The sequence below is a fragment of the Ruegeria sp. AM7 genome, from assembly GCF_056535965.1.
The window spans coordinates 2,692,715-2,716,332 of record NZ_JBQFJE010000003.1; the positions used below are offsets into that span (position 1 = coordinate 2,692,715).

Below are 23,618 nucleotides of genomic sequence, written 5' to 3' on the forward strand. Positions count from 1 at the left end.
TAGGCGCTTTGCCCTTGTTATTAAATATCCTATTGCTCGGGGACGAGGATTTCGCGCTTTCCGACATGATTTGCTGCGGAAACAACACCTTCGTCCTCCATCTGCTCAACCAGACGGGCGGCCTTGTTGTAGCCGATGGCAAGTTTCCGCTGGATATACGAGGTTGAGCATTTGCGATCCTTGATCACAATCGCCACCGCCTGATCGTACAAAGCATCCTCGCCATTGGTGTTGCCACCGGTATTCAGGCCAAGAACTGCATCGATATTGTCGGCCTTTTCTTCGGCCGGGCCGTCGACGACACCGCTCATGTAATCGGGCGGGCCGAACTGCTTCAGGTGGTTGACGATTTCTTCGACCTCTTCGTCCGACACGAACGGGCCGTGGCAACGGGTGATCTTGGCCCCGCCCGCCATATAGAGCATGTCGCCCTGCCCCAGCAGTTGCTCGGCGCCCATCTCGCCCAAAATGGTCCGGCTGTCGACTTTCGAGGTCACCTGGAACGAGATCCGGGTCGGGAAGTTTGCCTTGATCGTTCCGGTGATCACATCAACCGAAGGCCGCTGCGTCGCCATGATCAGGTGAATACCCGAGGCCCGCGCCATCTGCGCCAGACGTTGAATACACGCTTCGATCTCTTTGCCCGCGACCATCATCAAGTCGGCCATCTCGTCGACGATAACGACGATATAGGGCATCGCCTCGGGTGCGAATTCTTCGGTCTCGAAGGTGGGTTCTCCGGTCTCGTCGTCAAAGCCCGTTTGGACCGTGCGGCTGAACATCTCGCCCTTGGCCAACGCATCCTTCACGCGGCCATTATAGCCCGCGATGTTGCGCACGCCCATCTTGGACATTTTGCGATAGCGGTCCTCCATCTCGCCCACGACCCATTTCAGGGCGACAACCGCCTTTTTTGGGTCGGTCACAACCGGGGACAGCAGATGCGGGATGCCGTCATAAACCGATAGTTCCAGCATCTTGGGGTCGATCATGATCAGGCGGCATTCATCTGGTGTCAGCTTATAGAGCAGCGACAGAATCATCGTGTTGATCGCCACCGATTTACCGGACCCTGTGGTCCCCGCGATCAGCAGGTGAGGCATCTTGGCCAAGTTCGCCACAACAGAGTCGCCGCCGATATCCTTACCCAGCGCCAGCGGCAGCGCGTGATTGCCGTCGCCGAAATCACGGCTGGCAAGGATTTCACGCAGCACCACCATCTCGCGATTTTCGTTGGGCAGTTCGATGCCGATGACCGAGCGCCCTGGCAAGGTCGAAACACGTGCGGACAGTGCCGACATCGAGCGTGCGATATCGTCGGCCAAACCGATCACACGGCTGGCTTTCAGACCAGGTGCGGGCTCTAGTTCGTACATGGTGACAACGGGACCGGGGCGAACACTGACGATCTCACCCTTGACGCCATAGTCATCCAGCACGTTTTCCAGCATCCGGGCGTTTTCCTCCAACGCCTCATCGCTGAGGTGATGGCGCTGAATGCTGGCGGGGTTGGCCAGCAGGCCCAAAGGCGGCAATTCGAAATCGGAATGCTTGTCCTCGAACGACAGCGCAGGCTGCGCTTCGGCCTGCGCGCGGCGCGAAGGCTGAGGCGCGCGACGCACAGGTTGCGCGACAACCGGTTTGCGCGGTTCAGCCACCGGGATTTTCATCGCCGGGCGCGACTGAGGGGCGGGCTCGGGTTCAACCATCGGCTCATCCTCGAACACGGCCTCATCATAGTCCGGCTCGGGCGCAAAATCCTGATGCAGAGGTTCCTGCCACTCGGTTGGTTCTGCCGTCAGCATCGGCTCGGGTGGCAAACCAGTCGACGTCATCGGCGGTTCCGGCGGCAATTCACCCGCGCCAGAGTTCAGGATCAACGGATCGGGCCCACGTCCCCGCCCCTTGGTCAGCGGCAGGTTGGGGTCGGGCTCGGGCGTCATCTCACCCGCGGCGACTTTGCGGTTGCGCACAGCGGCGGAAATCTTGGACCGGATGCGGTCTTCGCCCGGCATCTCTTCAAAATCGGCGAGAGGCTCGCGGTCAATCAATTCGGGCTCAGGCATAGGGTCCGGGCGGCGGATCAGATCGGGGATACGCGACAGCAAGCCCGATTTCACGGGCTCGGCCGCAGTCAGCGGAGGCTCTTCGAACAGCGGATCGGCGTAAGCCAAGTCATCGTCGAACACGGCTTCGGCGGCTTCGACACGCGCGGCTTTGCGCTCATCCCATTGCGCGCGGCGGTCACGAGCCGCCTGCGCGGTTGCCGACGCACTGCGGCCCAGCAGGTTCATCAGCGTGTCGTAAGACATCACCAAGCCCAACAGGAAGGCGCGGAAGCCTTTGCGCACATCTTCCTTGGTAAAACCCAGGACGAAAATGCCCAGCGCCAGCATCCCGAGCGCCATGGCCAGCGACATCAGCTTGACCATGAAATGCGATGCGACCGGCAACAGGGTTAGAAACGCGCCCATGACGGTGTCGCCAAACAGCCCTCCAAGGCCGAAACTATGGGTTGAGCGCCAAGCCTCATCCGGCACCAAAGTCGCTGCATAGACCGAGACGACGGCAATCCAGATCGGCGCAAAGATCAGCCGTGCAATCGCGCGATCCTCGCCAAAATGCCCGGCAAAGCGCACGCCCCAGCCGATCAGGACCAAGGCAATGCTCCAGCTGCCCCAGCCCACGATCATGAACAAGGGCGCGGCGATCGAGGCCCCAATCCGCCCCATCCAGTTCTGCACCGGCGCATCGGTCGAGACCATCCAGTTCGGATCATCCGGCGTGTAGGACCAGATCATAGCCGCCGCGGCCAACCCCAGCAGGATCAAGGCAATCCCGATCAGCTCTTTGCTGCGCCGTTCAATGGCGGCTTGCGTTGTACTGTCCAGCAATGGATCGCGGTTGCGCGCGTTCAATGATGCCATTTTGCCCTCGTACCTCACGAATAGATGCAGTCACGCAGCTTGATCAGCCCGTGCTGCAACTCTGTTTTTGGGGCCACCAAAGCGGCCCGGATAAATTGCTCGCCCGGGTTTTGCCCCGGATCGCCTTGGGAAAGATATGCGCCTGGCAAAACCCGAACCCCGGTTTCACGCCACAGCTTCAATGCGGTTTCTTCGCCATTTTCGACCGGCAGCCACAGAAAGAACCCGGCCTCGGGTGACATGTAGCCTTGCACGCCCGCGAAAACCTCATCCGCGATGGCGTATTTTTCCTGATATAGCGCGCGGTTCTGGATGACATGCTCTTCGTCCGCCCAAACACGTGCAGCGGCGGCCTGCAACGGCAAAGGCAGTGGCGATCCGGCATAGTTGCGCAGCTGTTTGACCCGTTTGATCGTATCTGGCCCAGCCGCAATCAGGCCCGAGCGCAGCCCGGCCAGGTTCGACCGCTTCGAGAGCGAGTTGAACAGCACCACACGTTCAGGGTCTGCGCCCATCTCTTGCGCGACGGTCAGAGCGCCGACCGGTGCCTCGTTGCGGTAGATTTCGGAATAACATTCATCGGCGAAGATGCGGAAATCGTATTTCTCGGCCAACCCGATCAGTTCGGCCCAATAGTCGCGCGAGGCCACAGCGCCCTGAGGGTTGGCGGGTGAACAGATATAGGCCGCGACGGTGCGGTTCAGCACATCCTCGGGCAGGCCTGCATAGTCGGGCAGGTGTCCAGTGGCGGCCGTGGCCGATACAAAAACAGGGTCCGCCGCGACCGAGATCGAGGCCACCATATAGACCTGATAGAACGGGTTCGGGCACAGGACGACCGGCTTCTGGCCATTCTTTTCCTCGGGGCACAGCGCCATGGCGGCGTTATACAGCCCCTCGCGCGTGCCGTTCAGGGCCATCACATTGGTGTCCGGGTCCATCGTCACGCCATAGCGGCGCGCGATCCAGTCGGTGATCGCGCCGCGCAACTCGGGTGAGCCTTCGTTGGGCGGATACCCTTGAAATCCTGCGGCATTCTCAGCGATCACATCCGTCACCCAAGCCGGGAAATCGTGCATCGGCGCGCCGATGGTCATGTGAATCACATCGCCGCCCGGCTGGTGGTGGTCCAACAGGGTGCGCAGACGCGGGAATGCGTATTCCGGTAGGTTCGAAAACCGCTCGGGGAAATTCATATCTACTGCCTCAAGTTCGGGATCATTATCGCCCCGTTTTCAGGCAGGTTACAGATCACACCCCGTTTCGTCCAGCCAAAGTGATGGCGAATCAGGGGATTGTGGCATTCAGGCCAATGCCGCCTCGGCCGCTGATCCGATCCGTAACAGAGCTTCCTCGGACCCAGGATAGCCCATCATCATCAACCCGCAGCCCGGTGTTCCTGTCGGTAGGGTCAGCGCGGCCAGACCCATCAGGTTGCCGATCCGCGTGTTGCGCAAAGCAAGCAGGTTTTCAGTGACGTAATAGTCGTGATCGGTCAGCAACCGATCCAGATTAGGCGGTAGAATAGGAGCAGTCGGGGCCAGAACAGCATCAAACCCGGATGTGGCCGCATCCCAGGCAGCGCGAGAGGCCTTCAGCTTGGACCACGCCGCGATGTAATCCGCACCCGAGACGTTCTTGCCCGTGCGGAACCGCTCGAGGATTTCTGGATACATCGCATCCGGGTTGGCTTCGATCACATCGCGCCACAGGCCATAGGCCTCGGTCGTGTAAAGCACACCGGACAGCGCCATCGCATCCGCCAGTTCGTGCACTTCCAGCGGTACGATCTCGGCCCCGGCATCGCGCAAACGCTCCAGCGCGCTGTCATAAGCGGCGCGAGGAGTGTCGCGCAGCTTATCCTTGGCGATGTTTTGCAGATCAGCAAAGCGGCGGCCTTTCAGGCTGGCCCCACGCAGATCGGCGGGTGTGCCGCCTTCCAACAAGGCCAGCATATGCGCCGCGTCCTCAACCGACCGGGCCAGCGGGCCCACGGTGTCGAAGCGCAGGCACAGTGGCACCGTGCCTTCAAGGCTGACCCGCCCTGCAGTTGTTTTCAGACCCACCAGATTGTTCCATGCGGACGGAATACGAACCGAGCCTCCGGTGTCGGACCCAATCCCACAAGCCGCCAAGCCCCAAGCGACCGAGGCCGCCGCGCCCGAGGATGACCCGCCCGGCACCGCATCCACATCATCAATGCAGGGCGGCGTGTCGGTGATCGGGTTCAGGCCCAGGCCCGAGAAGGCCAGCTCGCTCATATGGGTTTTGCCCAGACAGACCGTGCCCATGGCCGTGGCGTTGCGCACGACAACCGCGTCCGCCTGCGGCACCCGGCCTTTCAGCAGGGCCGATCCGGCCTCGGTCCCGGTGCCCGCGGTATCGAACAGGTCTTTCCAGCTGATCGGCACCCCGTCCAGCAGTGACCGGCGCAGGCCCAGCGCGGCGCGATCCTGCGCGGCCTTGGCCTCGGCCCGGGCGCGGTCATGGGTGACGCGCGCATAGATGCGGTCGCGGTAGGGATGGGCGTCGATGGCAGTCAGATAGGTCTCGGTCAGCTCGACCGGGTCAATCTGGCCCATGCCGATCCCCCGCCCCAGATCACACGCCGTCATGGTCAACCAGTCCTGCATCCCTGCCCCCTTGGAAAATTCCGCTGACGGGACGGTAGCGACAGGACCGCACATGGACAATCCCGAAAGGGGGCGCATATTGCGGGGCATGGAACACAAGACCGATATCCTGATCGTAGGCGGCGGCCTGAATGGCCCGGCTTTGGCTTTGGCGCTGGCACAGACGGGGCATTCCGTCACCATCATCGACAGTTTGGCCCAGAAAGTCCGCAAGAACGCGGCGTTTGACGGCCGTGCCTACGCACTGGCGCTGGCCTCGCAACGCCTGCTGGATGCTGTGGGCATGTGGGGCAAGGTCGCCGATCACGCCCAGCCCATGCTGGAGATTAAGGTCACGGATGGACATGCGGGCGCGGGTCCCTCTCCGTTCTTCATGCATTTCGACCATGCCGAGATCGAAGAGGGCCCGATGGGCTTTATGGTCGAAGACCGCCACCTGCGCCGCGCCTTTCTGGACGCCATGGCCGAGGAGACCCGGATCACGCAGATCAACGGACGCACAGTTGTCGCGCAAGAGGCTGACGCGACCGGTGTGACCCTGACACTGGATGATGGCGCGACCGTTTCGGGTGGGCTGCTGGTAGGCTGCGATGGCCGCCGCAGCGGTACCGCCGCGCGCGCGGGCATCAAACGGACGGGGTGGGATTACGGCCAAACCGCGCTGGTCTGTGCGATTGAACATGACCTGCCCCATCACGGTATCGCGCATCAGTTCTTCATGCCACCCGGCCCGCTGGCGATCCTGCCGTTGACCGGCAATCGCAGCTCGATCGTCTGGAGCGAACGGTCTGACACTGCCAAGCGCATCAATGCCCTGCCCGAGGCCGACTATCTGCAAGTCCTGCGCCCCCGGTTCGGCGATTTTCTGGGCGACATTCGCATCGCCGGAGACCGGTTCACCTATCCGCTGAACCTGACCATCGCTAACTCCTTCATCGGTGACCGCATGGCTCTGGTCGGGGATGCCGCCCACGGGATGCACCCGATTGCAGGCCAAGGGCTGAACGCTGGTCTGCGCGATGTGGGCGCATTGGCCGAAGTTCTGACGCTCGCCGGACGACGCGGTGAGGATATCGGATCGGTGCTGGTGCTGGAGCGCTTTCAGGAATGGCGGAGGTTCGACACGGCCTCTCTGGCAATGGCGACGGATGTGTTCAACAAGCTGTTTTCCAATGATAATCCGCTGCTGCGGATGGGCCGCGATATCGGGATGGGGATTGTTGGATCGCTGCCGGGCCTACGGCGCGGCTTTGTGCGCGAGGCCGCAGGGTTGACCGGAGACCTGCCCAAACTGCTGCAAGGCCGCGCGATTTAATCCAGCTCGCGCGCCTCATCGACCAGCATCACCGGAATGCCATTGCGGATCGGAAAGGCCAGGCCGGCGGCTTTCGACACCAGTTCCTGCTTGTCCGCGTCATAATGCAGGGTCGTGTGGGTCTGCGGGCAGATCAGCGCCTCAAGCATGTGGCGGTCAAACGCGTGTTCAGTCATTGTAAGTGGTCCTCGTTCGATCCGCCGCGCATGGCGAATTCGATCAGTGTTACCAAGGTCTCGCGGCGGGTGCGCAGACAGGGTGCCTCAAGCAGGGCCTGTTTTTCTTCGGGGTCGAAATCCAGCAGCATCGACAGCGAATTCACCAGCAGCTCATCATCCGCATCTTTCAACGTGTCCCAATCCGTCGATAGGTTTTGCGACGAAAAGAACTTTTCCAACAGGTTCAGGAAACGCGGACGATTGAACCCGTCATCCTGTTCGGTTTTACCCAGATCGCGGTCGAACCCCTCCCACGACACGGCACAGCGGCGATAGGGGGTGAAAGCGTCCAACTCGGATCGGATGCGGAACCGCGAGACCCCGGACAGCGTGATCAGATAGCGCCCATCCTCGGTCTCGGAAAACTGCGTCACACGGCCTGCGCAACCGATCTGGTGAAGACGCGCGTCGTCGCTGGCAGACGGGTTGGGTTGCACCATCCCGATCAATCGTTCCGGTGTTTTCAACGCATCATCCAGCATCTGCAGATAGCGCGGTTCGAAGATATGCAGCGGCAGGCGCGCGCGGGGCAGCAGCAGCGCCCCGGGCAGAGGGAATACGGAAACCGTTTCCGGCAGATCGGCGGGATGCATCATGTATCCGAGTGTAGCTCTGATCGGAAATTAGGCAAATATCATCGAGCTGAGCTTACGCCGCCCGTTCAGAACAATCGGATCATTGGGCTTGAGTGCATCAAAGATCGTGAAGAGCTGCGCCTTGGCCGCGCCTTCATTCCATTCGCGATCACGACGGAACAGGTCCAGCAATTGCGCGACGGCCTCTTCCACATCGCCGTTCGCATGCAGCGCCTGCGCCAGATCGAACCGGGCCTGATGGTTGTCGGGGTCGGCCTCAACCGCCGCCTTCAGCTCGGCCACGGGGCCAGCATCGGCGGCCTGTTTGGCCAGTTCCAACTGCGCATGGGCAGCTTCCAATTCGGGCGCGCTGGAAATCTCGGCCGGAGCACCGTTCAGGATCGCTTCGGCCTGCTCCAGATCATCCGCAGCAATATGGGCGCGCACCAGCCCGCCATAGGCACCGGCGTGGTTGGGGTCTTCGCCCAGAATGGCCGCAAAAGTCTGGGCCGCATCCGTGGCCGCGCCTTCGGCCAGCATTTCCTCGGCTGCGGCGACGGCTTCGTCCAACTGTCCACCGGGGCTTTCGCCACCCGCCGCTTCGATCACGCGGTCGATGAACGCTTTGATCTCGGATCCCGGCAGCGCGCCCTGAAAACCATCAACAGGCTGGCCCTTGTGAAACGCATAGACGGTCGGGATCGACTGAATGCGCAATTGACCAGCGATCATCTGCGCCTCGTCGACATTGATCTTGACCATCTTGACCGCGCCCTTGGCGGCGGTGACGGCCTCTTCCAGCATCGGGCCCAAGGTTTTGCAGGGGCCGCACCACGGGGCCCAAAAGTCGACAATGACCGGCACGTCTTGCGAGGCTTCGACGACGTCGGCCATAAACGTGGCCTCGGACCCGTCCTTGATCAGATCAGTGGCGGCAGGGCCGGTGGCAGTGTTCAGAAGGTCCATGGCGATACGTCTCCGGTTCAAACTTGCGCCTTATATGCAGCCGCGCGTCGCGGAAACCAAGGGCAGATTTGTGCTGTTACAGGTCGAAAGTGGCAAAAACCGGGGCGTGATCACTGGGTTTCTCCCACCCGCGGGCGTCGCGCAGGACCCGGCTGGAATGCCCCGCGCTCGAGATATCGGGTGTCGCCCAGACGTGATCCAAACGTCGCCCCTTATCCGCCGCATCCCAATCGCGCGCGCGGTAGGACCACCAGCTATAAAGCTGCCCTTCGGGGATATCCTGACGGGTGACATCAACCCAACCACCTGCATCCTGTGTCTCGGCCAGCGCCTCAACTTCGATCGGTGTATGCGAGACGACTTTGAGCAGTTGTTTATGCGACCACACGTCATCTTCGCGCGGGGCGATGTTCAGGTCGCCGACCAGAATGGATTTTTCGGGCTTGTCAGCGCGGAACCAGTCGCGCATGTCGGCCAGGTAGTCCAGCTTTTGCCCGAACTTCTCATTCACCTCGCGGTCGGGCACATCACCGCCCGCAGGAACATAAAAATTCTGGATGGTCACACCGTTTTCCAGCCGCGCGGCAATGTGGCGGGCGTGGCCGAGACCGGCGAAGTCCTTGTCGCCGACCTCCTCCATCGGGATACGCGACAGGATCGCGACGCCGTTATAGCCCTTTTGCCCGCGCGCAACCATGTGGGTATAGCCCAGTTCTGCAAAGCCTTCGGTCGGGATTTTCTCGACGGGGGATTTACACTCTTGCAGGCACAGCACATCAGGGGCCTCTTCCTGCAGCAATTTCAACACGATAGGTTCGCGCAGGCGGACCGAGTTGATGTTCCAGGTGGCAAGAGTGAAAGGCATGGGGGATTCCTTTATCGCGGTTGCGCGCGACGTTAACGCGGTAGAAGACAAGGTACCATCGGAAAAAGCAGCGCTTTCCCAGCCTATAATCGAGCAGGGGCGGAGTTCAAAAGCGCTTGCGCTTCGGTAAAAAGCTCCTCGACGATTTGGGCGGCAGGCATGATGTCACGGACCATTGCAACACCTTGCCCAGACCAAAGTGACATCGCCTCGATATCCCCTTCTGTCCCTGACAACGGCGTATAGCTCTGGTATCGGACAACGTCCTCTCCACCCGGGCGCTGACCGATGATTTCGCCTTCGTTCGGGCGATGCCCCGGAGCGGCCGAGCCTGCTTCTTTCCACGTTTGCGCGGTAGAATTGGCTAACGCGCGATGTGGTGCCTGCGGCCACTTCACATCATACAGGTCAGTGTACCATTCGGTCTGCGCCTCAGACGCGTTCAGCACGCGGCGGCGATAGTCTTCGTGTATCGTTGCCTCGGCACTGGCCAAAAACCGAGTACCGACCCAAACCGCCGAAGCCCCCAACATCAACGCGGCCGCCATACCGCGCCCGTCGGCGATTCCGCCAGCGGCAACAACAGGAATCGAAACCGCGTCCACGACGGCCGGAATCAGCGCCATTGTCGCGACCTGCCCCCAGACATGGCCACCTGCTTCCCATCCTTGGGCAACGATGATGTCCGCTCCGGCATCCTGCGCGGCCTTTGCCTCGGCAGCGTTACCGACACTGACCATGACGCACAGCCCGCCTTTCTTGGCGTCCGAGATGGCCGAAGGTTCCATCCCCCAGAACAACGAAACGGCGTGAACCTGCTTGTCGATACAAACCCGCAGCTGGTCTTCGTACGGGAAGGCGAGGTTCAGATTGACGGCGAAATTGCGATCCGTCAGCGCACGCACGGCATCTATCCCTTCCGAGACCTGATCCGCAGGCTTACCCCATAGGGGAATCACTCCGTACCCGCCTGCATTACAAACAGCCGCAACAAGTTCAGGTCCAGCGGCCCCACCCATAGGGGCCGACAGAACGGGTTTTTCAATATTCAACAGAGTGCAGATTTCGTTTGCCAAGTCTCACGCCTCCCAATTCGTTGGGCAGAATTGGCACCGCGAACCACTGATAAGTCAAGCAGTTGGATCAAGACTATGGGGCAGCGCCCGAGCCAAAAAAAGCCGGGCCAAAGGCCCGGCAGTCCAACAGGGAGGTACATGTCATTACCCGGACATGCACGGGTTGGGAGTAACCTAAATATATCTTCAGAGTATCACTTTGATCTGCGTCATACCATCAAAGTTAAGATACCAACCGATATCCGCCCGATTCTGTGACCAAAAGGCGCGCGTTCGACGGATCGGGCTCGATCTTTTGACGCAGGCGATAGATGTGGGTTTCCAACGTATGGGTGGTGACACCTGCGTTGTATCCCCAGACCTCATGCAACAGCACATCGCGCGCGACGACGCCATCAGCCGAACGATAGAGGAACTTGAGGATATTCGTCTCTTTCTCGGTCAGACGGATTTTGCGATCTTCTTCGGTGATCAGCATCTTCATCGCGGGCTTGAAGGTGTACGGCCCCAGAACAAAAACGGCATCTTCGGATTGTTCGTGCTGACGCAGCTGGGCGCGAATGCGGGCCAGAAGAACCGGGAATTTGAACGGCTTAGGAACATAGTCATTCGCACCGGCATCCAGGCCCAGGATGGTGTCGGCGTCGCTGTCATGACCGGTCAGCATCAGGATCGGGCTTTTAACGCCCTGCTTACGCATCAGGCGGCACAGTTCGCGTCCATCGGTATCCGGCAAGCCAACATCCAGAATCACCAGATCGTAAATCGCCTCGCGGGCGCGCTCCATTGCCGAGGCACCATCTGACGCTTCGAACACGTCGAAGTCTTCGGTCATCACGAGTTGCTCACTCAGCGCTTCGCGCAGATCCTCGTCATCATCCACCAACAGGATTTTCTTAAGCTGTGCCATTCCCGGTCCTCCTAAGCCTTTTCGGACACTTGCGCGTAGAACACGCGTTCAACAAGGTTTGCTGCAATCGTCTCACGCCCTCGTGTCCGGCGAGTAGGAATTGTTTCACATTTCTTTCAGATCGCGCTAGAGGAGTTTTTGACCGTTATAGGGTAACATGCATGAGTCTCATTCCGGATATCTCTGAACTGCTGGCGCGGGCGCGGGCCGACCTGCGCATGGGCGTTCCGGTTGTGCTGACCGATGACACCGGGTTCAGCGTTGTCGCCATTGCCGCAGAAACACTTAGCGCACAACGGCTTGCCGATTTGCGTGGCCTGGATGGTGACCCGGTGGTTGCCATCACTGTTCGCCGGGCCGAGACGTTAAAGGCACGCGCTTATGACGGTGATTTGGCGCGGGTCGTGGTTCCGGCCGACGTCGATATTTCCTGGGTTCAGGCTGTAGCCGACCCCTCGGACGACCTGGACGCTCCGATGAAGGGGCCGTTGATGAGCGAACGTACGGGCAATGCGAACCTTCACCGTATCGCCATTGCCCTTACAAAATCCGCGCGGCTTCTGCCTTCTGCTGTTGTTGTGCAGATCGAAGATGGGCGCGGTTTTGCGGCCTCGAACGGGTTGACCTGCATCGACCATACCCGCGCTGCCCCGCATCTGGCAGATCGTAGCCTGCTGAACGAGGTGGTCGCCGCGCGCCTGCCAATGGAGGTTTCCGAGGCCGGACGCCTGCACGTCTTCCGCCCCGAAGATGGGGGTGAAGAGCATTACGCCATTGAAATCGGGCGACCGGATCGCAGCAAGCCGGTTCTTGCGCGCTTGCACTCGGCTTGTTTTACCGGCGACCTGATGGGCAGCCTGAAATGCGATTGCGGACCGCAGTTGCGCGGCGCGCTGGCGCAGATGGGATCTGAAGGGGCTGGTGTCCTGCTTTATCTCAACCAAGAGGGGCGCGGGATCGGCCTAGCCAACAAGATGCGCGCTTATTTCCTGCAGGATCAGGGCTTTGACACGGTCGAAGCCAATCACCGTCTTGGGTTCGAGGATGATGAGCGTGATTTCCGGCTGGGTTCGGATATCCTGAAGTCGCTAGGGTTCAACGCGGTGCGCTTGTTGACGAACAACCCCGCTAAAATCGCCATGATGGAAAAAACCGGCATTGCCGTGACCGAACGTGTACCTCTCAAGGTTGGTGAAACTGCACATAACCGAGGGTATCTGGCTACAAAAGCAGCCAAGTCGGGCCATCTGCTGTGACGCCAAAAGATCTGGTGCTGACGCCTCGTGGGGTTCGGTTCGCTGGCCGCACGTTTCCATGCTCAATCGGAAAAGGCGGGCGTAGCCCGACAAAACGCGAAGGCGACGGCGCCACCCCAACTGGCGAGCACCAAATCGTCGGAATGCTTTATCGGCCAGACAGGATTTCACCCCCAACCGCTTGGGCGATTCCGATCGGGCCCCGCGACCTGTGGTCTGATGATGTGAGCGACGCGCGATATAACCAAATGGTCAGCGCGCCCTACGCCTGCAGCCACGAAAAGCTGCGCCGTTCCGACCCGCTATATGATATGGTGTTGCTCACGGATTGGAACTGGCCGAATGCAATACCAGGGCAAGGGTCGGCCATTTTTCTGCATCAATGGCGGCGACCAGGTTATCCCACTGAAGGCTGTGTCGCCTTCCGGCGCGATCACCTCCATTGGATTGCTGCCCATGTTCAACCGGGCACGCGGCTGATCATTCCTGAGGTTTAACGCGTGCGCCAAATATAGCAGACCCAACCCGCACATGGGTCGCACCCAGCGCAATTGCGCGCTCAAAGTCGCTGCTCATACCCATCGACAAGCCTGCCAAACCGTTGCGCTCGGCGATCTTGGCCAGCAAGGCAAAATGCAGCGCAGGTTCTTCTTCCACCGGAGGAATGCACATCAGCCCTTTCACAGGCAGGTCAAGGTCTCGGCACTCGGCAATAAACGCATCGGTATCAGCTGGCGGAATCCCAGCTTTCTGATCTTCTTCACCTGTATTAACCTGAATAAACAGGTCAGGACATGACCCAATCTCTTGCGCCAAACGGGCAAGAGTTTTCGCCAGCTTCGGGCGATCGATCGAATGAATTGTGCTGAATAGCTCCATTGCCTGCCGGGCCTTGTTGGTTTGCAAGGGGCCGATCAGGTGAAGGTCAATATCGGGGTAGGTTACAGAGAATTCGGGCCACTTCCCTGCAGCCTCTTGCACACGATTCTCACCAAAGCACTTGTGACCCTGTTGCAGTACATCGCGGATACGTTCGTTGGGCTGCACCTTTGAGACGGCAATCAGTTGAACTGACCCTTCCGGCCGCCCGGCGGCGGTTTCGGCTTTAGCAATACGGGCAGAGATTTCCTGCAGTGACATGGGATTCCTCATTCTGGCTTGGGCGCAGGAAAACACCATGTCGATCAAAAAGAAAAGGGCAGGTCCGAAGACCTGCCCTTAAACCTTGCGGTTCAGATCAACTTAGAAGTTGAACTGGGCACCGAAGTCTGCGCGCAGCTGCGAGTCTTCGCAGACGTCACAGTCGCTGTTGCCGATACCACCGCGCAGCGATGCACCGCCACCCAGGTCGTACAGAGCACCGATACCGTACTGCTGCAGGTCTTCGTCAGCCGAACCGTCGCCGTAAGCGAAGGTCAGGGTCAGAGCCGAACCAACATTGTAGGCTGCCGAAACACCGTATGCGGTGCCGTCGGTTGCGTCGACTTCGGTTTTATCGTCTGCGACAAACACAGTACCCGAGAAGTCACCGAATTCTGCGCCCAGCGTCAGAACCAGCAGGCTCGGGTCGTCGGCCAGGAGACCGTCCGAGTCGGTTTGACCGTATGCCAGAGCACCAGTGAAGTTGTTGAAGGTGTAGGTCGCGCTGATGTCCCAACGATCAGCGTCGTTGGTTACGCCCTGACCTTGGAAGATGGTCGCTTGGTCATACGAAGCGCCAAATGCGAAGTCACCAACTGCGTACTGGAAGAACACAGCGTTCGAACCCGAACCGGTCGACGAGTATGCCAGGAAGTCATAGTCAACGCCCGAGTACTGGCCGATGAAGTTTTCCAGGCCAGGCTCGTTACCGTAGTAGTTTGCCAGGTTGTCGAATGCACCTGCGACGTTGCCCGCGTCAACACGCAGACCACCGTAGATGACCGAGAAGCGTGCACCGTTCAGGCCAGCCGCGTTGGCTTCGCCGGTGCTTGCATCTTCGTCAGCCTGCAGACGAACACGACCCGAGAATTCGACGCCACCGTCGGTTTCAACGTTTGCGTCGATGTTCAGACGGAAGCGAGATACCAGAATGGTCTCGTCGGCTTCGTTGAAGAAAGTGTTGGTTGCACCGCCTGCAGTGGTGGTGGTGGTCGTGAAGCCACGATCCTCCAGGTAACCAATACCAAAGCGGCCATAACCGCTGAACTTAACTTCGGCCGCGGCAACCGATGCGGTTGCGATCAGAGCGGTCGATGCGAAGAGAACTTTTTTCATCTTGTTTCCCTCGGTTTCAAAGTTTTCTAACTCGACAAGTGTCATTGCACATGTCTCAGCACGGGAACCGTTTCGCTCTTTTTGCCCCCTTCACGCAAGTATGGCATAAACGTGAAGACCGCATTGGCCACAGATTGGTGCAAGGATGCCACAGTCAGTTTTGTGACCTCTTCAGTCAGTAAACCCACCCGTATGTGACAATAATAGGGTTGTTGCCGCACTGGACCTTGTCTAGGAGTATCACCTAGCAAGTGAGACCCAGTGAAACAGGACACCTCTACAATGCGCCTGCAGACGATTTTCGGCTTGATCATAGCGACCGCACTCGTGTCGACCTGCGGACAGAATCGGAGCGCTGCCCCCAACCCCAATCTTGGAAACGTGGATGGTGGACGTTCGGACGAGCGGGAACTGAACGACCCAAATCGTTCAACCATCTGGGATGTTTTCAATACCGGCAATACCGAGCAGGTCGCGAATGTGAACCGATACCTGTGGACGGCTTCTCTGGATGTTCTCAACTTTCTGCCTGTGCAGGAAGTCGATCCGTTTACCGGTGTAATTGTAACGGGTTACGGCACCCCACCGGGTGGCGGGCGCCAATATCGCGCGACCGTCCACATCAGCGATCCAGCCCTCGCAGCGCGGTCGCTATCCGTGGCACTACAAACCAGCGGAGGCAACCCGGTCAGCGCGGCGACCACGCGCGCGGTAGAAGACGCCATCCTGTCCCGAGCCCGCCAGCTGCGCATCGCGGACAACAAGTTCTAGCAACTTGCCGAAAATCACACTAATACCACGCCGGGCTCTCACCCGGCGTTTTCATTCACGAAGGACCGCACGATGTCGCGCTACTCGGCCAACGAAATCGAAGCAAAATGGCAAGAGGCCTGGGACAAGGCCGGAATCTTTGCCGCTAATCACAAGGCAGACAAGCCGAAATACTACGTGCTTGAGATGTTCCCCTACCCGTCCGGCCGAATCCACATGGGGCATGTCCGCAACTACACGATGGGCGACGTGATCGCGCGGCACAAACTGGCGACTGGACACAACGTGCTACATCCAATGGGCTGGGACGCATTCGGGATGCCTGCCGAGAACGCCGCGATGGCTATCGGCGGCCATCCCAAAGACTGGACCTACGGCAACATCGCCGACATGCGAGGGCAAATGAAACCGCTTGGCCTGTCGGTCGACTGGTCGCGCGAATTCGCCACTTGTGACCCGGAATATTACGGCCAGCAACAGGCGTTGTTTCTGGATATGCTTGAGGCCGGGCTGGTCTATCGCAAGAACGCCGTGGTGAACTGGGACCCGGTCGACATGACTGTTCTGGCCAATGAACAGGTGGAAAACGGGCGCGGCTGGCGCTCGGGCGCTCTGGTCGAGCGGCGTGAGTTGACACAGTGGTTCTTCAAGATATCCGACTATTCCGAAGAGCTGCTGAGCGCGCTGGACAAGCTGGAAAACTGGCCCGCCAAGGTGCGGCTGATGCAGGAAAACTGGATCGGCAAATCGCGCGGCCTGCAGTTCAGCTTTGAACGCACCGATGGGGCCGAGCCGATCACCGTATATACGACCCGCCCCGATACGCTGATGGGCGCGTCTTTTGTGGGTATCTCGCCTGACCACCCGATTGCCAAGCAGTTGGAGGCTGAAAACGCCGAAGTTGCTGAATTCGTGGCCGAATGCCGCAAGGGTGGCACCACCGAAGAGGCCATCGAAACAGCAGAAAAGCTGGGCTATGACACCGGCATCACCGTCAAACACCCGCTGGACCCGAATTGGGAACTGCCGGTCTGGATCGCGAACTTTATTCTGATGGATTACGGCACCGGTGCGATATTTGCCTGCCCGGCGCATGACCAACGTGATTTGGACTTCTGCCGCAAATACGGTCTGCCGGTGGTCGATACGTTCTTTGCACTGGACGATGACACCCCGGTCGACAAGATCGCTTTCGTTCCGCCGAAAACCGAAAAAGTCCGCTGGGTGAATCACTTCGCCGGCCTGACCGAAGCAACGGGTGATGAGGCCATCAACACTACCGTCGATTTCGCCGAAAAGGCGGACTGGGGCGAAGGTGTCACCAAATATCGCCTGCGCGACTGGGGTCTGAGCCGCCAGCGCTACTGGGGCTGCCCGATTCCCGTGGTGCATTGCGACACTTGCGGCGTTGTGCCCGAAAAGAAAGAGAACCTGCCGGTTCGCCTGCCCGATGATGTGACATTCGACAAACCCGGCAACCCGCTGGACCGCCACCCGACCTGGCGTGACTGCGAATGCCCGTCCTGCGGGGCGCCGGCCAAGCGCGAAACCGACACGATGGACACGTTCGTTGATTCGTCGTGGTATTTCGCGCGCTTCACCGCGCCCCGTGCCGAAACCCCCACCGATCTGGCCGAGGCCGAATACTGGATGAACGTGGATCAGTATATCGGCGGCATCGAACATGCGATTCTGCACCTGCTCTATTCGCGCTTCTTTGCGCGAGCCATGCAGATAACCGGCCACCTGCCGAAGAAAGCCATCGAGCCATTCGACGCGCTGTTCACTCAGGGCATGGTGACTCACGAAATCTATCAGACCCGCGACGCCAATGGCCGCCCGGTCTATCACCTGCCAGAGGACGTGACCGACGGCAAACTGGCCGACGGCACCGAGGTCGAGATCATCCCCTCGGCCAAAATGTCGAAATCCAAGAAGAACGTGGTTGATCCGGTCAGCATCATCTCGGCCTTCGGCGCAGATACCGCGCGCTGGTTCGTACTGTCCGATTCGCCGCCCGAACGCGACGTCGAGTGGACCGCATCCGGGGCTGAGGCAGCGTTTAAACATCTCAGCCGTGTACATCGCATCGCATCGGAAATCGCCGAGTCGGACGTTCCACCCAACGGAGAAGACGAAACCCTTCTGCGTGAGACGCATAAAGCGATCCATGATGTGTCGGGCGGGGTCGAATCCTTTGGGTTCAACGCATCCATCGCCAAACTCTATGCCTTCACCAACACGTTGGCGAAGTCCAAGGCCGGCACCGATGCCAAACGTCAAGCGGCCAAGACGCTGGCGCAGCTTATGTCGCCGATGACCCCGCACCTGTCCGAAGAACTGTGGAAGCTGCTGGGCGGCGAAGGTCTGGTCGCCACCGCGCCGTGGCCCATCGCTGATGAAGCGATGCTGGTCGATGACACCATCACCCTGCCCATTCAGATCAACGGCAAGCGCCGTGCGGAAATCAGCGTTCCCAAGGATATGGACAAGGCAGAGGTTGAAAAAATCGCGCTCAGCACCGAAGCTGTGCAAAAGGCGCTGGATGGCAATGCGCCGAAGAAGGTGATTGTTGTGCCGGGCCGGATCGTGAATGTCGTTGTTTGATCGCAGAACCCTTTTGATATTACCGCTGGCGCTGGCCGCTTGCGGGTTCGAGCCTGTTTACGCCCCCGGCGGATCGGGTTCGACTCTGAATGGCAGGGTCGAGGTTTCTGCCCCTAACTCGGTCAACAGCTATCTTCTGGTTCAAAATCTGGAACAAAGGCTGGGCCGCAGTGCAAGTTCGGGCTCGGACTACGCACTGAATGTCAATGTATCGACCGTCAGTCAACGGGCGGCGATTACGCAAACGAATGAAACGGATCGCTACACGATCGAAGGGCGAGCGGATTTCGCACTCAGATCCAATGCGACAGGCCAGGTGATCACCTCTGGCTCGGTAGCGGATTTCGTAGGTTTCTCGGCCGCAGGATCGACGGTATCCGAACTGGCAGATGAACGGGACGCGAATGAACGTCTGATGGTGATTCTCTCAGATCAGATCGTCAGTCGGCTTTACGCGACACCGGATCTTGCGCAATGAAGCTCAGCCCGCGCGAGGCTGAGGGGTATTTTGCGCGGCCCGACGCCGACAAGGCCGGGCTGCTTATCTATGGCGCGGACGCGATGAGAGTGGCATTGAAGCGTCAACAGGTTCTGGCCGCCTTGCTCGGCGCGAACGCCGAAGAGGAAATGCGCCTCACCCGAATGCCGGGGGGCGACCTGCGCGGCGATCCCGCACTGTTGCTGGATGCGGTAAAGGCAGTGGGCTTTTTCCCCGGCCCGCGCGCTGTCTTTGTCGAAGACACCACCGATGTTGCCGCCCCCGCGATCATTGCCGCGCTTCAGGATTGGGCCCCCGGCGATGCTCAGATCATCGTCACGGCAGGCCAGTTGAAGCCCAGTTCGAAAATCCGCAAGGCGTTCGAGGGTCATCCCGCGGCCTATGCGGTGGGCATTTATGACGACCCGCCCTCGCGCGGAGAAATCGAACGGATCTTAGCTCAGGCCGGGTTGCAGAATATCCCGCACGAAGCAATGTCGGCACTGGCCGAGCTGGCCACCGGCATCAGCCCGGGCGACTTTGCCCAGACGATCGAGAAACTGTCGCTGTATAAACGTGGCGATAGCGCCGAGCTAAGCATTGAGGATATCGAGGCCTGCGCGCCACGCTCAACCGAGGCTGCGTTGGACGATGTTCTGAACGTGGTGGCCGAAGGGCGGGCAGGCGAAATCGGCCCTCTGATCCGGCGTCTGCAGTCGCAGGGCACCAACGCGGTCAGCTTGTGTATCGGCGCGACACGGCATTTTCGAACTCTGTATGCCTGCGCCTCAGACCCCGGAGGGGCCGCGCAGGGCATCGGCAAGCTGCGTCCGCCGGTCTATGGCAAGCGGCGCGACCGGATATTGCGGCAAGCGCAGGGTTGGGGCGCGCCAAAACTGCAAACCGCGCTGACCGTTCTGACCGATACGGACCTGTCCTTGCGCTCTGCCGGGCAAACTGCGCCCGCGATGCCACTGGTTGAACGGGCCATGATCCGACTGGCTATGCTGGCGCGCTCGCGCTAAGCGCGGGCCAGCCAATCCACGGCTGCACGCCCGGCCCACCGCCCGGTCGCCAGACAGGCGGTCAGCAGATAGCCCCCGGTCGGGGCCTCCCAATCCAGCATCTCTCCGGCGCAGAACACACCCGGCAACGCGATCAGCATAAGCCCTTCATTGACGGCAGCTTGTTTGACCCCGCCTGCCGTTGAGATCGCCTCGTCCATCGGGCGCAGGCGTGCGCCCACGATGGGCAGGCGTTTGAGCGCCGCCACCTCATGCCCTTGCGACACGGCAGCTTGCTTGGACATCTCGTGAAACAGAGCGATTTTCTGCGGCGGCAGTTTCAGCGCCTTTTTCATCCATTGCGTGAACGTGGTTTTCGCGCTTTTTGCGGCCAGCCGCGCCTGCAAGGTCGCCGCGTCCAGATCAGGCAACAGATCAACATGTAAGTCCGCGCCCGAACGCAAGGCCGGGGTCAGGGAATAAAGGCCCCCGCCCTCCAACCCGGTAGCGGAAATCGTAGCTTCCCCACGGCTTTCCAGCTCTCCGGCCAGCCAGCGCACCGCTTTCAGCGCCTTGCCAAAATGAGGTTGCATATGGGGGCTCCACGCCACCGACAAGGCAGAGTTCGCCGGTTCAAACGGGGCCAGCGCCACACCTTTCTCTGCCAGTACCTGCGCCCAGTGCGCATCGGACCCCAGCCGTGCCCAGCTTGCCCCACCCAACGCAAGAACGGTGACGTCAGATGCAATCGCCTGCCCCCCCTCGGGCGTGTCAAACGACAGCGCGTTGCCATCCCAGCCCAGCCAGCGCCAGCGGGTTCTGATCTGCACACCCGCCTCATCCAACCGTCGCAACCATGACCGCAACAATGGCGAGGCTTTCATAGCGCTGGGAAACACTCGCCCGGTCGAGCCGGTGAACAGCTCTTGCCCCAGCCCGCGCGCCCAGTCCTGCACGGCATCTGAGTCAAATTCGGCCACAATCGGGCGCAGCCAATCCGCGGCACCGCCATAGTTGGGCATAAGCGTCTGGAGCGGCTCATCCTTGGTCAGGTTCAGACCGGATTTGCCCGCCATCAGGAACTTGCGCGCGACCGAGGGCTTGGCCTCGGCCACCAGCACATCATGGCCCGCTGCGGCCAGCTGCTCTGCCGCCATCAGACCAGCGGGACCGGCCCCGATTACCACCGCTTGCGCCATTGTTGTCCTCTTGCTTTTCGCATCTGCGGGCGCACATTCTGCCCTATGTCAGATCGCAATCCCATCTGCCCGCTGTGTGACCGCCCCATCCCAGACGGGGGCGGCAGCCTGCACCATCTGATCCCAAAACTCAAAGGGGGCAAGGGCGGACCTACGGTTTTGCTGCATATCATCTGCCACAAAGAGGTTCACGCCACCCTGTCCGAGGCCGAACTGGCCCGCAGCTATAACACGGTCGAAACTCTGCGCGCGCATCCCCGACTTGAGAAATTCCTGAGCTGGGTCCGCAAACGCCCGCCCGGATTCCGCTCGAAAGTGCCGGGCAAACGGCGCGGGCGCTGATCAAGCCGGCCAGACCCGATCACCAAATGCATCCGCACGAGGCCTGTCGATCCCTTCAAACTCCAACCCGCGGTAATCAGGAACAGGGGCATACTGGGCACCAGCGAGGTGCTGAAACTCCAACGTCGTATAGGGGCGTTTCCAAAGCCATTCGCGGTTTTCCACGGACCATAAATCCGCGTTTGGCGGAGTATCTTCTGAAAACGCATAGAAATGCAGATCAAACCCGTACTGTGCCACATCCTGCATCGACAGTAAGCGCATGCCCTGCGCGCGGCAAAACGCATCTTCGGCCGCGATATCGCCAGTACGCAACGTGATCTGCCCGATCCGCGCATCAGCAAAGGGCGCGTCGGGGCTTGCGGCATTGTCTGGCCGGTTGCCTTCGAAATCATGCTGCAACACTTCGATCACAAACCCTTCGGGGTCTTGCAGGTGGCACAGGTAACCGATGTCCAGAAACTGCTTGGGGTCCGAAACCTCGACCCCCTTTGCGCGCAAAGCGTTAACCGCCAGATCGACATCCGGTACTGTGACGCCGATCTTCCAATACCGTTGCCCGCGGTCGTGACTGTACCCGCCGCCGCCGGGCATCAGGACCAGGTCAGCATCCAAACCAGTATACCCCACACGCTGACTAACGCCCTGAGAACGCGCGGACATGCCCAGCGTATCACCGTAGAACGCCGCCAACCGGTCAGGATCGGCAACACGCAACCTTACAGCAGACAGCCTCATGGGCACAGCGCCGCGATACCCGCGGCCGTTTCCGGGTCGGCGGCCACACTATCCGCAACCAGTTCCAAAGCTGTTGGCATCAATGCGTCCGGCTCGACCACGCGGTCGACAAGACCGAAATCATAGGCGTCCTTTGCGGTGATCTTTTGCCCGGCCATCAAGATCATCTTCGTACGCGATGGTCCGATCAGAGCCCCCATGCGACCGGGATCGGACGGTTGCGGCAGAAAACCCAGCTTCATGACCGGATAGAAAAACTTGGCATTCGGCACCGCAATTCGGATGTCGCAGGCCAGCACCATGCCATTGGCCCCACCGGCCAGTGTTCCGTTCAGCGCAGCGACGGTCAGACAGGGCAAAGCAGCTATGGCCCCCGAAAGCCTCTCCCACAGATCCGAAGTTGCAAGACCGGCCCGCGCTTCGTCCAGATCAGCGCCCGCGCTGAAAACCTTACCCTTTCCGGTCAGGATCAGAGCGCGGGCATCGGTTGCCGCCTCGGCAATCTGGCAGAGTTCGGTTAGCATGGCCCCGGTCAGCGCGTTCGCTTTGTCGGGATTGTTAAGTGTAACGGTCCAAAGACCATCCACCTGTGTCAGTTCGATCACGTCAGGCCTACCCTTTTTCGAATGTCTTCCCGCCGCAGGGAAATCTCGGTGCCCAGAAACTCATCCGCATCCTTTGAACACATCCAAAGCAACGCCCGTGCGGGCCAGTCGGCGGGGATATGATCGCTCCAATCCAGTTGGCTGACCGCATTGATGCCGCTGGCCTTAATCACCCGCTGCATTTCAGTGGCCACAGTACCCGGCGACAGGCCCATAGCGCGGATGCCGTGCATTGATTCCTCAAGATGCAAGCACTCCGTCAGCATCTTTGCCCCCGCTTTCGAGGCGCAATAGTGACTCCACGCTTCAATCGCGTTCGAAGCTGCACCCGATGAGACAGTGATCACCGTACCGCCCCCAGCAGCTCGCATGACCGGCAAGGCCGCACGCATACCATGGAAAACGCCTTTAAGGTTTATGTCTATGGCCTTGCCCCACGCATCTGCATCCGCATTTCCAAGGTGAAAGATCGGATCAATCACCCCTGCATTGCCGATCAGCACGTCCAGCCCACCAAAGCGATCCACGCAATCGGCAATGGCTTGCTCGACCTGCGAAAACACGCTGACATCGCATTGCAGCGCGATCGCGTTGTCCTCAAGTGCCAAAGCCAGTGCGGAAATCTGGTCCCGGCTGCGCGCCACCAGCGCGACATTCGCCCCGGCTGCGGCAAAAACGCGCCCCGCCTCGGCCCCAATGCCGCGACTGGCCCCTGTGATCAGTACGGTTTTTCCTTGCATGTGGACCCTGTACCTCCGTTGTTTTGAGATTGTGTGAACGTCTACCGTGCAAAGGGGGAAAGGGTCCAGTGCTTGCCCCTTGACGCCCGGAGCCACAGGCACGACGATGCCTGTAAAATTGATCAAGAAGGGTTCTG

At 60.1% G+C, this 23,618-nt stretch carries 23 protein-coding genes; 8 read left to right on the forward strand and 15 right to left on the reverse strand.

Translation table 11 applies throughout. The features are described from left to right. Positions 1–29 precede the first annotated feature (29 nt). From ACR3EG_RS17445 to ACR3EG_RS17455, 3 genes are all read right to left on the reverse strand, one after another. Positions 30–2,927 carry a DNA translocase FtsK gene (locus tag ACR3EG_RS17445; protein ID WP_480497711.1) on the reverse strand — a complete coding sequence of 966 codons (2,898 nt, stop codon included), beginning with the start codon at positions 2,925–2,927 and terminating at the stop codon, positions 30–32. A gap of 14 nt (positions 2,928–2,941) precedes the next feature. Next, complete coding sequence (locus ACR3EG_RS17450; RefSeq protein WP_480497709.1) at positions 2,942–4,123, reverse strand: aminotransferase class I/II-fold pyridoxal phosphate-dependent enzyme; 1,182 nt, start codon at positions 4,121–4,123, stop codon at positions 2,942–2,944. A 108-nt stretch (positions 4,124–4,231) separates the two neighbouring features. Beyond that, entirely contained in the window at positions 4,232–5,560 is a 1,329-nt protein-coding gene (locus ACR3EG_RS17455; RefSeq protein WP_480497707.1) for an amidase, read from the reverse strand. An 88-nt stretch (positions 5,561–5,648) separates the two neighbouring features. On the opposite strand from ACR3EG_RS17455, the gene ACR3EG_RS17460 reads away from it, so the two are divergent. Next, positions 5,649–6,875, forward strand: coding sequence for an FAD-dependent monooxygenase (locus ACR3EG_RS17460; protein ID WP_480497705.1), 1,227 nt, complete (start codon positions 5,649–5,651; stop codon positions 6,873–6,875). Here the strand turns inward: ACR3EG_RS17460 and ACR3EG_RS17465 are convergent. The 6 genes from ACR3EG_RS17465 to ACR3EG_RS17490 form a co-directional block, all read right to left on the reverse strand. After that, a complete protein-coding gene (locus ACR3EG_RS17465; protein ID WP_170355381.1) occupies positions 6,872–7,051 on the reverse strand; it encodes a Trm112 family protein in 180 nt (59 codons plus the stop codon). The genes ACR3EG_RS17460 and ACR3EG_RS17465 overlap by 4 nt on opposite strands. Beyond that, positions 7,048–7,689, reverse strand: a complete 642-nt coding sequence (locus ACR3EG_RS17470; RefSeq protein ID WP_170355382.1) for an LON peptidase substrate-binding domain-containing protein — start codon at positions 7,687–7,689, stop codon at positions 7,048–7,050. The genes ACR3EG_RS17465 and ACR3EG_RS17470 overlap by 4 nt, the downstream gene beginning before the upstream one ends. Before the next feature lie 27 nt (positions 7,690–7,716). Continuing rightward, on the reverse strand, positions 7,717–8,634 hold the full coding sequence (gene trxA / locus ACR3EG_RS17475; RefSeq protein WP_480497702.1) for a thioredoxin: 918 nt from the start codon (positions 8,632–8,634) through the stop codon (positions 7,717–7,719). Between the two features lie 76 nt (positions 8,635–8,710). Then, on the reverse strand, positions 8,711–9,499 hold the full coding sequence (locus tag ACR3EG_RS17480; protein WP_480497700.1) for an exodeoxyribonuclease III: 789 nt from the start codon (positions 9,497–9,499) through the stop codon (positions 8,711–8,713). Between the two features lie 83 nt (positions 9,500–9,582). After that, the gene (locus ACR3EG_RS17485; protein ID WP_480497698.1) at positions 9,583–10,575 is read right to left on the reverse strand and encodes an NAD(P)H-dependent flavin oxidoreductase; all 993 of its coding nucleotides are present in this window, start codon (positions 10,573–10,575) and stop codon (positions 9,583–9,585) included. A gap of 223 nt (positions 10,576–10,798) precedes the next feature. Next, on the reverse strand, positions 10,799–11,485 hold the full coding sequence (locus ACR3EG_RS17490) for a response regulator transcription factor (RefSeq protein WP_170355386.1): 687 nt from the start codon (positions 11,483–11,485) through the stop codon (positions 10,799–10,801). Between the two features lie 161 nt (positions 11,486–11,646). Here ACR3EG_RS17490 and ribA point away from each other — a divergent pair, with 161 nt between their 5' ends. Then, positions 11,647–12,741 (forward strand): GTP cyclohydrolase II, encoded by a 1,095-nt coding sequence (ribA, locus tag ACR3EG_RS17495; protein WP_480497696.1) that lies wholly within the window; start codon positions 11,647–11,649, stop codon positions 12,739–12,741. After that, positions 12,738–13,238, forward strand: coding sequence for a L,D-transpeptidase family protein (locus tag ACR3EG_RS17500; RefSeq protein WP_480497694.1), 501 nt, complete (start codon positions 12,738–12,740; stop codon positions 13,236–13,238). Before ribA ends, ACR3EG_RS17500 begins: the two co-directional genes overlap by 4 nt. On the opposite strand, the gene ACR3EG_RS17505 is transcribed toward ACR3EG_RS17500, so the two are convergent. Together ACR3EG_RS17505 and ACR3EG_RS17510 are read right to left on the reverse strand one after the other, a co-directional pair. Further along, positions 13,222–13,881 (reverse strand): YggS family pyridoxal phosphate-dependent enzyme, encoded by a 660-nt coding sequence (locus ACR3EG_RS17505; RefSeq protein ID WP_480497693.1) that lies wholly within the window; start codon positions 13,879–13,881, stop codon positions 13,222–13,224. The two genes, ACR3EG_RS17500 and ACR3EG_RS17505, sit on opposite strands and share 17 nt — an antisense overlap. Positions 13,882–13,983: 102 nt before the next feature. Next, the gene (locus ACR3EG_RS17510) at positions 13,984–14,997 is read right to left on the reverse strand and encodes a porin (RefSeq protein ID WP_480497691.1); all 1,014 of its coding nucleotides are present in this window, start codon (positions 14,995–14,997) and stop codon (positions 13,984–13,986) included. Positions 14,998–15,279: 282 nt separating this feature from the next. On the opposite strand from ACR3EG_RS17510, the gene ACR3EG_RS17515 reads away from it, so the two are divergent. From ACR3EG_RS17515 to holA, 4 genes are all read left to right on the forward strand, one after another. Further along, the gene (locus ACR3EG_RS17515; RefSeq protein WP_480497689.1) at positions 15,280–15,768 is read left to right on the forward strand and encodes a DUF3576 domain-containing protein; all 489 of its coding nucleotides are present in this window, start codon (positions 15,280–15,282) and stop codon (positions 15,766–15,768) included. A 72-nt stretch (positions 15,769–15,840) separates the two neighbouring features. Then, positions 15,841–18,375 carry a leucine--tRNA ligase gene (gene leuS / locus ACR3EG_RS17520; protein ID WP_480497687.1) on the forward strand — a complete coding sequence of 845 codons (2,535 nt, stop codon included), beginning with the start codon at positions 15,841–15,843 and terminating at the stop codon, positions 18,373–18,375. Continuing rightward, on the forward strand, positions 18,362–18,853 hold the full coding sequence (lptE, locus tag ACR3EG_RS17525; RefSeq protein ID WP_480497685.1) for an LPS assembly lipoprotein LptE: 492 nt from the start codon (positions 18,362–18,364) through the stop codon (positions 18,851–18,853). The genes leuS and lptE overlap by 14 nt, the downstream gene beginning before the upstream one ends. Continuing rightward, entirely contained in the window at positions 18,850–19,878 is a 1,029-nt protein-coding gene (gene holA / locus ACR3EG_RS17530) for a DNA polymerase III subunit delta (RefSeq protein WP_480497683.1), read from the forward strand. The genes lptE and holA overlap by 4 nt, the downstream gene beginning before the upstream one ends. On the opposite strand, the gene ACR3EG_RS17535 is transcribed toward holA, so the two are convergent. Continuing rightward, on the reverse strand, positions 19,875–21,056 hold the full coding sequence (locus ACR3EG_RS17535; RefSeq protein ID WP_480497681.1) for a TIGR03862 family flavoprotein: 1,182 nt from the start codon (positions 21,054–21,056) through the stop codon (positions 19,875–19,877). The two genes, holA and ACR3EG_RS17535, sit on opposite strands and share 4 nt — an antisense overlap. 45 nt (positions 21,057–21,101) lie before the next feature. On the opposite strand from ACR3EG_RS17535, the gene ACR3EG_RS17540 reads away from it, so the two are divergent. Further along, positions 21,102–21,398, forward strand: a complete 297-nt coding sequence (locus tag ACR3EG_RS17540; RefSeq protein WP_480497679.1) for an HNH endonuclease — start codon at positions 21,102–21,104, stop codon at positions 21,396–21,398. On the opposite strand, the gene ACR3EG_RS17545 is transcribed toward ACR3EG_RS17540, so the two are convergent. Genes ACR3EG_RS17545 through ACR3EG_RS17555 form a run of 3 tightly spaced genes read right to left on the reverse strand, consistent with a single transcriptional unit; the run spans position 21,399 to position 23,481 of the window. After that, on the reverse strand, positions 21,399–22,136 hold the full coding sequence (locus ACR3EG_RS17545) for a VOC family protein (RefSeq protein ID WP_480497677.1): 738 nt from the start codon (positions 22,134–22,136) through the stop codon (positions 21,399–21,401). It abuts the gene before it with no gap. Continuing rightward, positions 22,133–22,741 carry an enoyl-CoA hydratase/isomerase family protein gene (locus tag ACR3EG_RS17550; protein ID WP_480497675.1) on the reverse strand — a complete coding sequence of 203 codons (609 nt, stop codon included), beginning with the start codon at positions 22,739–22,741 and terminating at the stop codon, positions 22,133–22,135. Before ACR3EG_RS17550 ends, ACR3EG_RS17545 begins: the two co-directional genes overlap by 4 nt. After that, positions 22,738–23,481, reverse strand: a complete 744-nt coding sequence (locus ACR3EG_RS17555; RefSeq protein ID WP_480497673.1) for an SDR family oxidoreductase — start codon at positions 23,479–23,481, stop codon at positions 22,738–22,740. The genes ACR3EG_RS17550 and ACR3EG_RS17555 overlap by 4 nt, the downstream gene beginning before the upstream one ends. Between the last annotated feature and the right edge of the window lie 137 nt (positions 23,482–23,618).

What these genes read in the sequence shown, in the direction of transcription:
- lptE (WP_480497685.1), top strand. Translation starts at nt 18,362, where the DNA reads ATGTCGTTGTTTGATCGCAGAACCCTTTTGATATTACCGCTGGCGCTG.
- ACR3EG_RS17480 (WP_480497700.1), bottom strand. Translation starts at nt 9,499, where the DNA reads ATGCCTTTCACTCTTGCCACCTGGAACATCAACTCGGTCCGCCTGCGC.
- ACR3EG_RS17450 (WP_480497709.1), bottom strand. Translation starts at nt 4,123, where the DNA reads ATGAATTTCCCCGAGCGGTTTTCGAACCTACCGGAATACGCATTCCCG.
- trxA (WP_480497702.1), bottom strand. Translation starts at nt 8,634, where the DNA reads ATGGACCTTCTGAACACTGCCACCGGCCCTGCCGCCACTGATCTGATC.
- ACR3EG_RS17535 (WP_480497681.1), bottom strand. Translation starts at nt 21,056, where the DNA reads ATGGCGCAAGCGGTGGTAATCGGGGCCGGTCCCGCTGGTCTGATGGCG.
- holA (WP_480497683.1), top strand. Translation starts at nt 18,850, where the DNA reads ATGAAGCTCAGCCCGCGCGAGGCTGAGGGGTATTTTGCGCGGCCCGAC.
- ACR3EG_RS17455 (WP_480497707.1), bottom strand. Translation starts at nt 5,560, where the DNA reads ATGCAGGACTGGTTGACCATGACGGCGTGTGATCTGGGGCGGGGGATC.
- ACR3EG_RS17515 (WP_480497689.1), top strand. Translation starts at nt 15,280, where the DNA reads ATGCGCCTGCAGACGATTTTCGGCTTGATCATAGCGACCGCACTCGTG.
- ACR3EG_RS17470 (WP_170355382.1), bottom strand. Translation starts at nt 7,689, where the DNA reads ATGATGCATCCCGCCGATCTGCCGGAAACGGTTTCCGTATTCCCTCTG.
- ACR3EG_RS17555 (WP_480497673.1), bottom strand. Translation starts at nt 23,481, where the DNA reads ATGCAAGGAAAAACCGTACTGATCACAGGGGCCAGTCGCGGCATTGGG.
- ACR3EG_RS17545 (WP_480497677.1), bottom strand. Translation starts at nt 22,136, where the DNA reads ATGAGGCTGTCTGCTGTAAGGTTGCGTGTTGCCGATCCTGACCGGTTG.
- ACR3EG_RS17490 (WP_170355386.1), bottom strand. Translation starts at nt 11,485, where the DNA reads ATGGCACAGCTTAAGAAAATCCTGTTGGTGGATGATGACGAGGATCTG.
- ACR3EG_RS17505 (WP_480497693.1), bottom strand. Translation starts at nt 13,881, where the DNA reads ATGTCACTGCAGGAAATCTCTGCCCGTATTGCTAAAGCCGAAACCGCC.
- ACR3EG_RS17510 (WP_480497691.1), bottom strand. Translation starts at nt 14,997, where the DNA reads ATGAAAAAAGTTCTCTTCGCATCGACCGCTCTGATCGCAACCGCATCG.
- leuS (WP_480497687.1), top strand. Translation starts at nt 15,841, where the DNA reads ATGTCGCGCTACTCGGCCAACGAAATCGAAGCAAAATGGCAAGAGGCC.
- ACR3EG_RS17540 (WP_480497679.1), top strand. Translation starts at nt 21,102, where the DNA reads ATGTCAGATCGCAATCCCATCTGCCCGCTGTGTGACCGCCCCATCCCA.
- ACR3EG_RS17465 (WP_170355381.1), bottom strand. Translation starts at nt 7,051, where the DNA reads ATGACTGAACACGCGTTTGACCGCCACATGCTTGAGGCGCTGATCTGC.
- ACR3EG_RS17460 (WP_480497705.1), top strand. Translation starts at nt 5,649, where the DNA reads ATGGAACACAAGACCGATATCCTGATCGTAGGCGGCGGCCTGAATGGC.
- ribA (WP_480497696.1), top strand. Translation starts at nt 11,647, where the DNA reads ATGAGTCTCATTCCGGATATCTCTGAACTGCTGGCGCGGGCGCGGGCC.
- ACR3EG_RS17445 (WP_480497711.1), bottom strand. Translation starts at nt 2,927, where the DNA reads ATGGCATCATTGAACGCGCGCAACCGCGATCCATTGCTGGACAGTACA.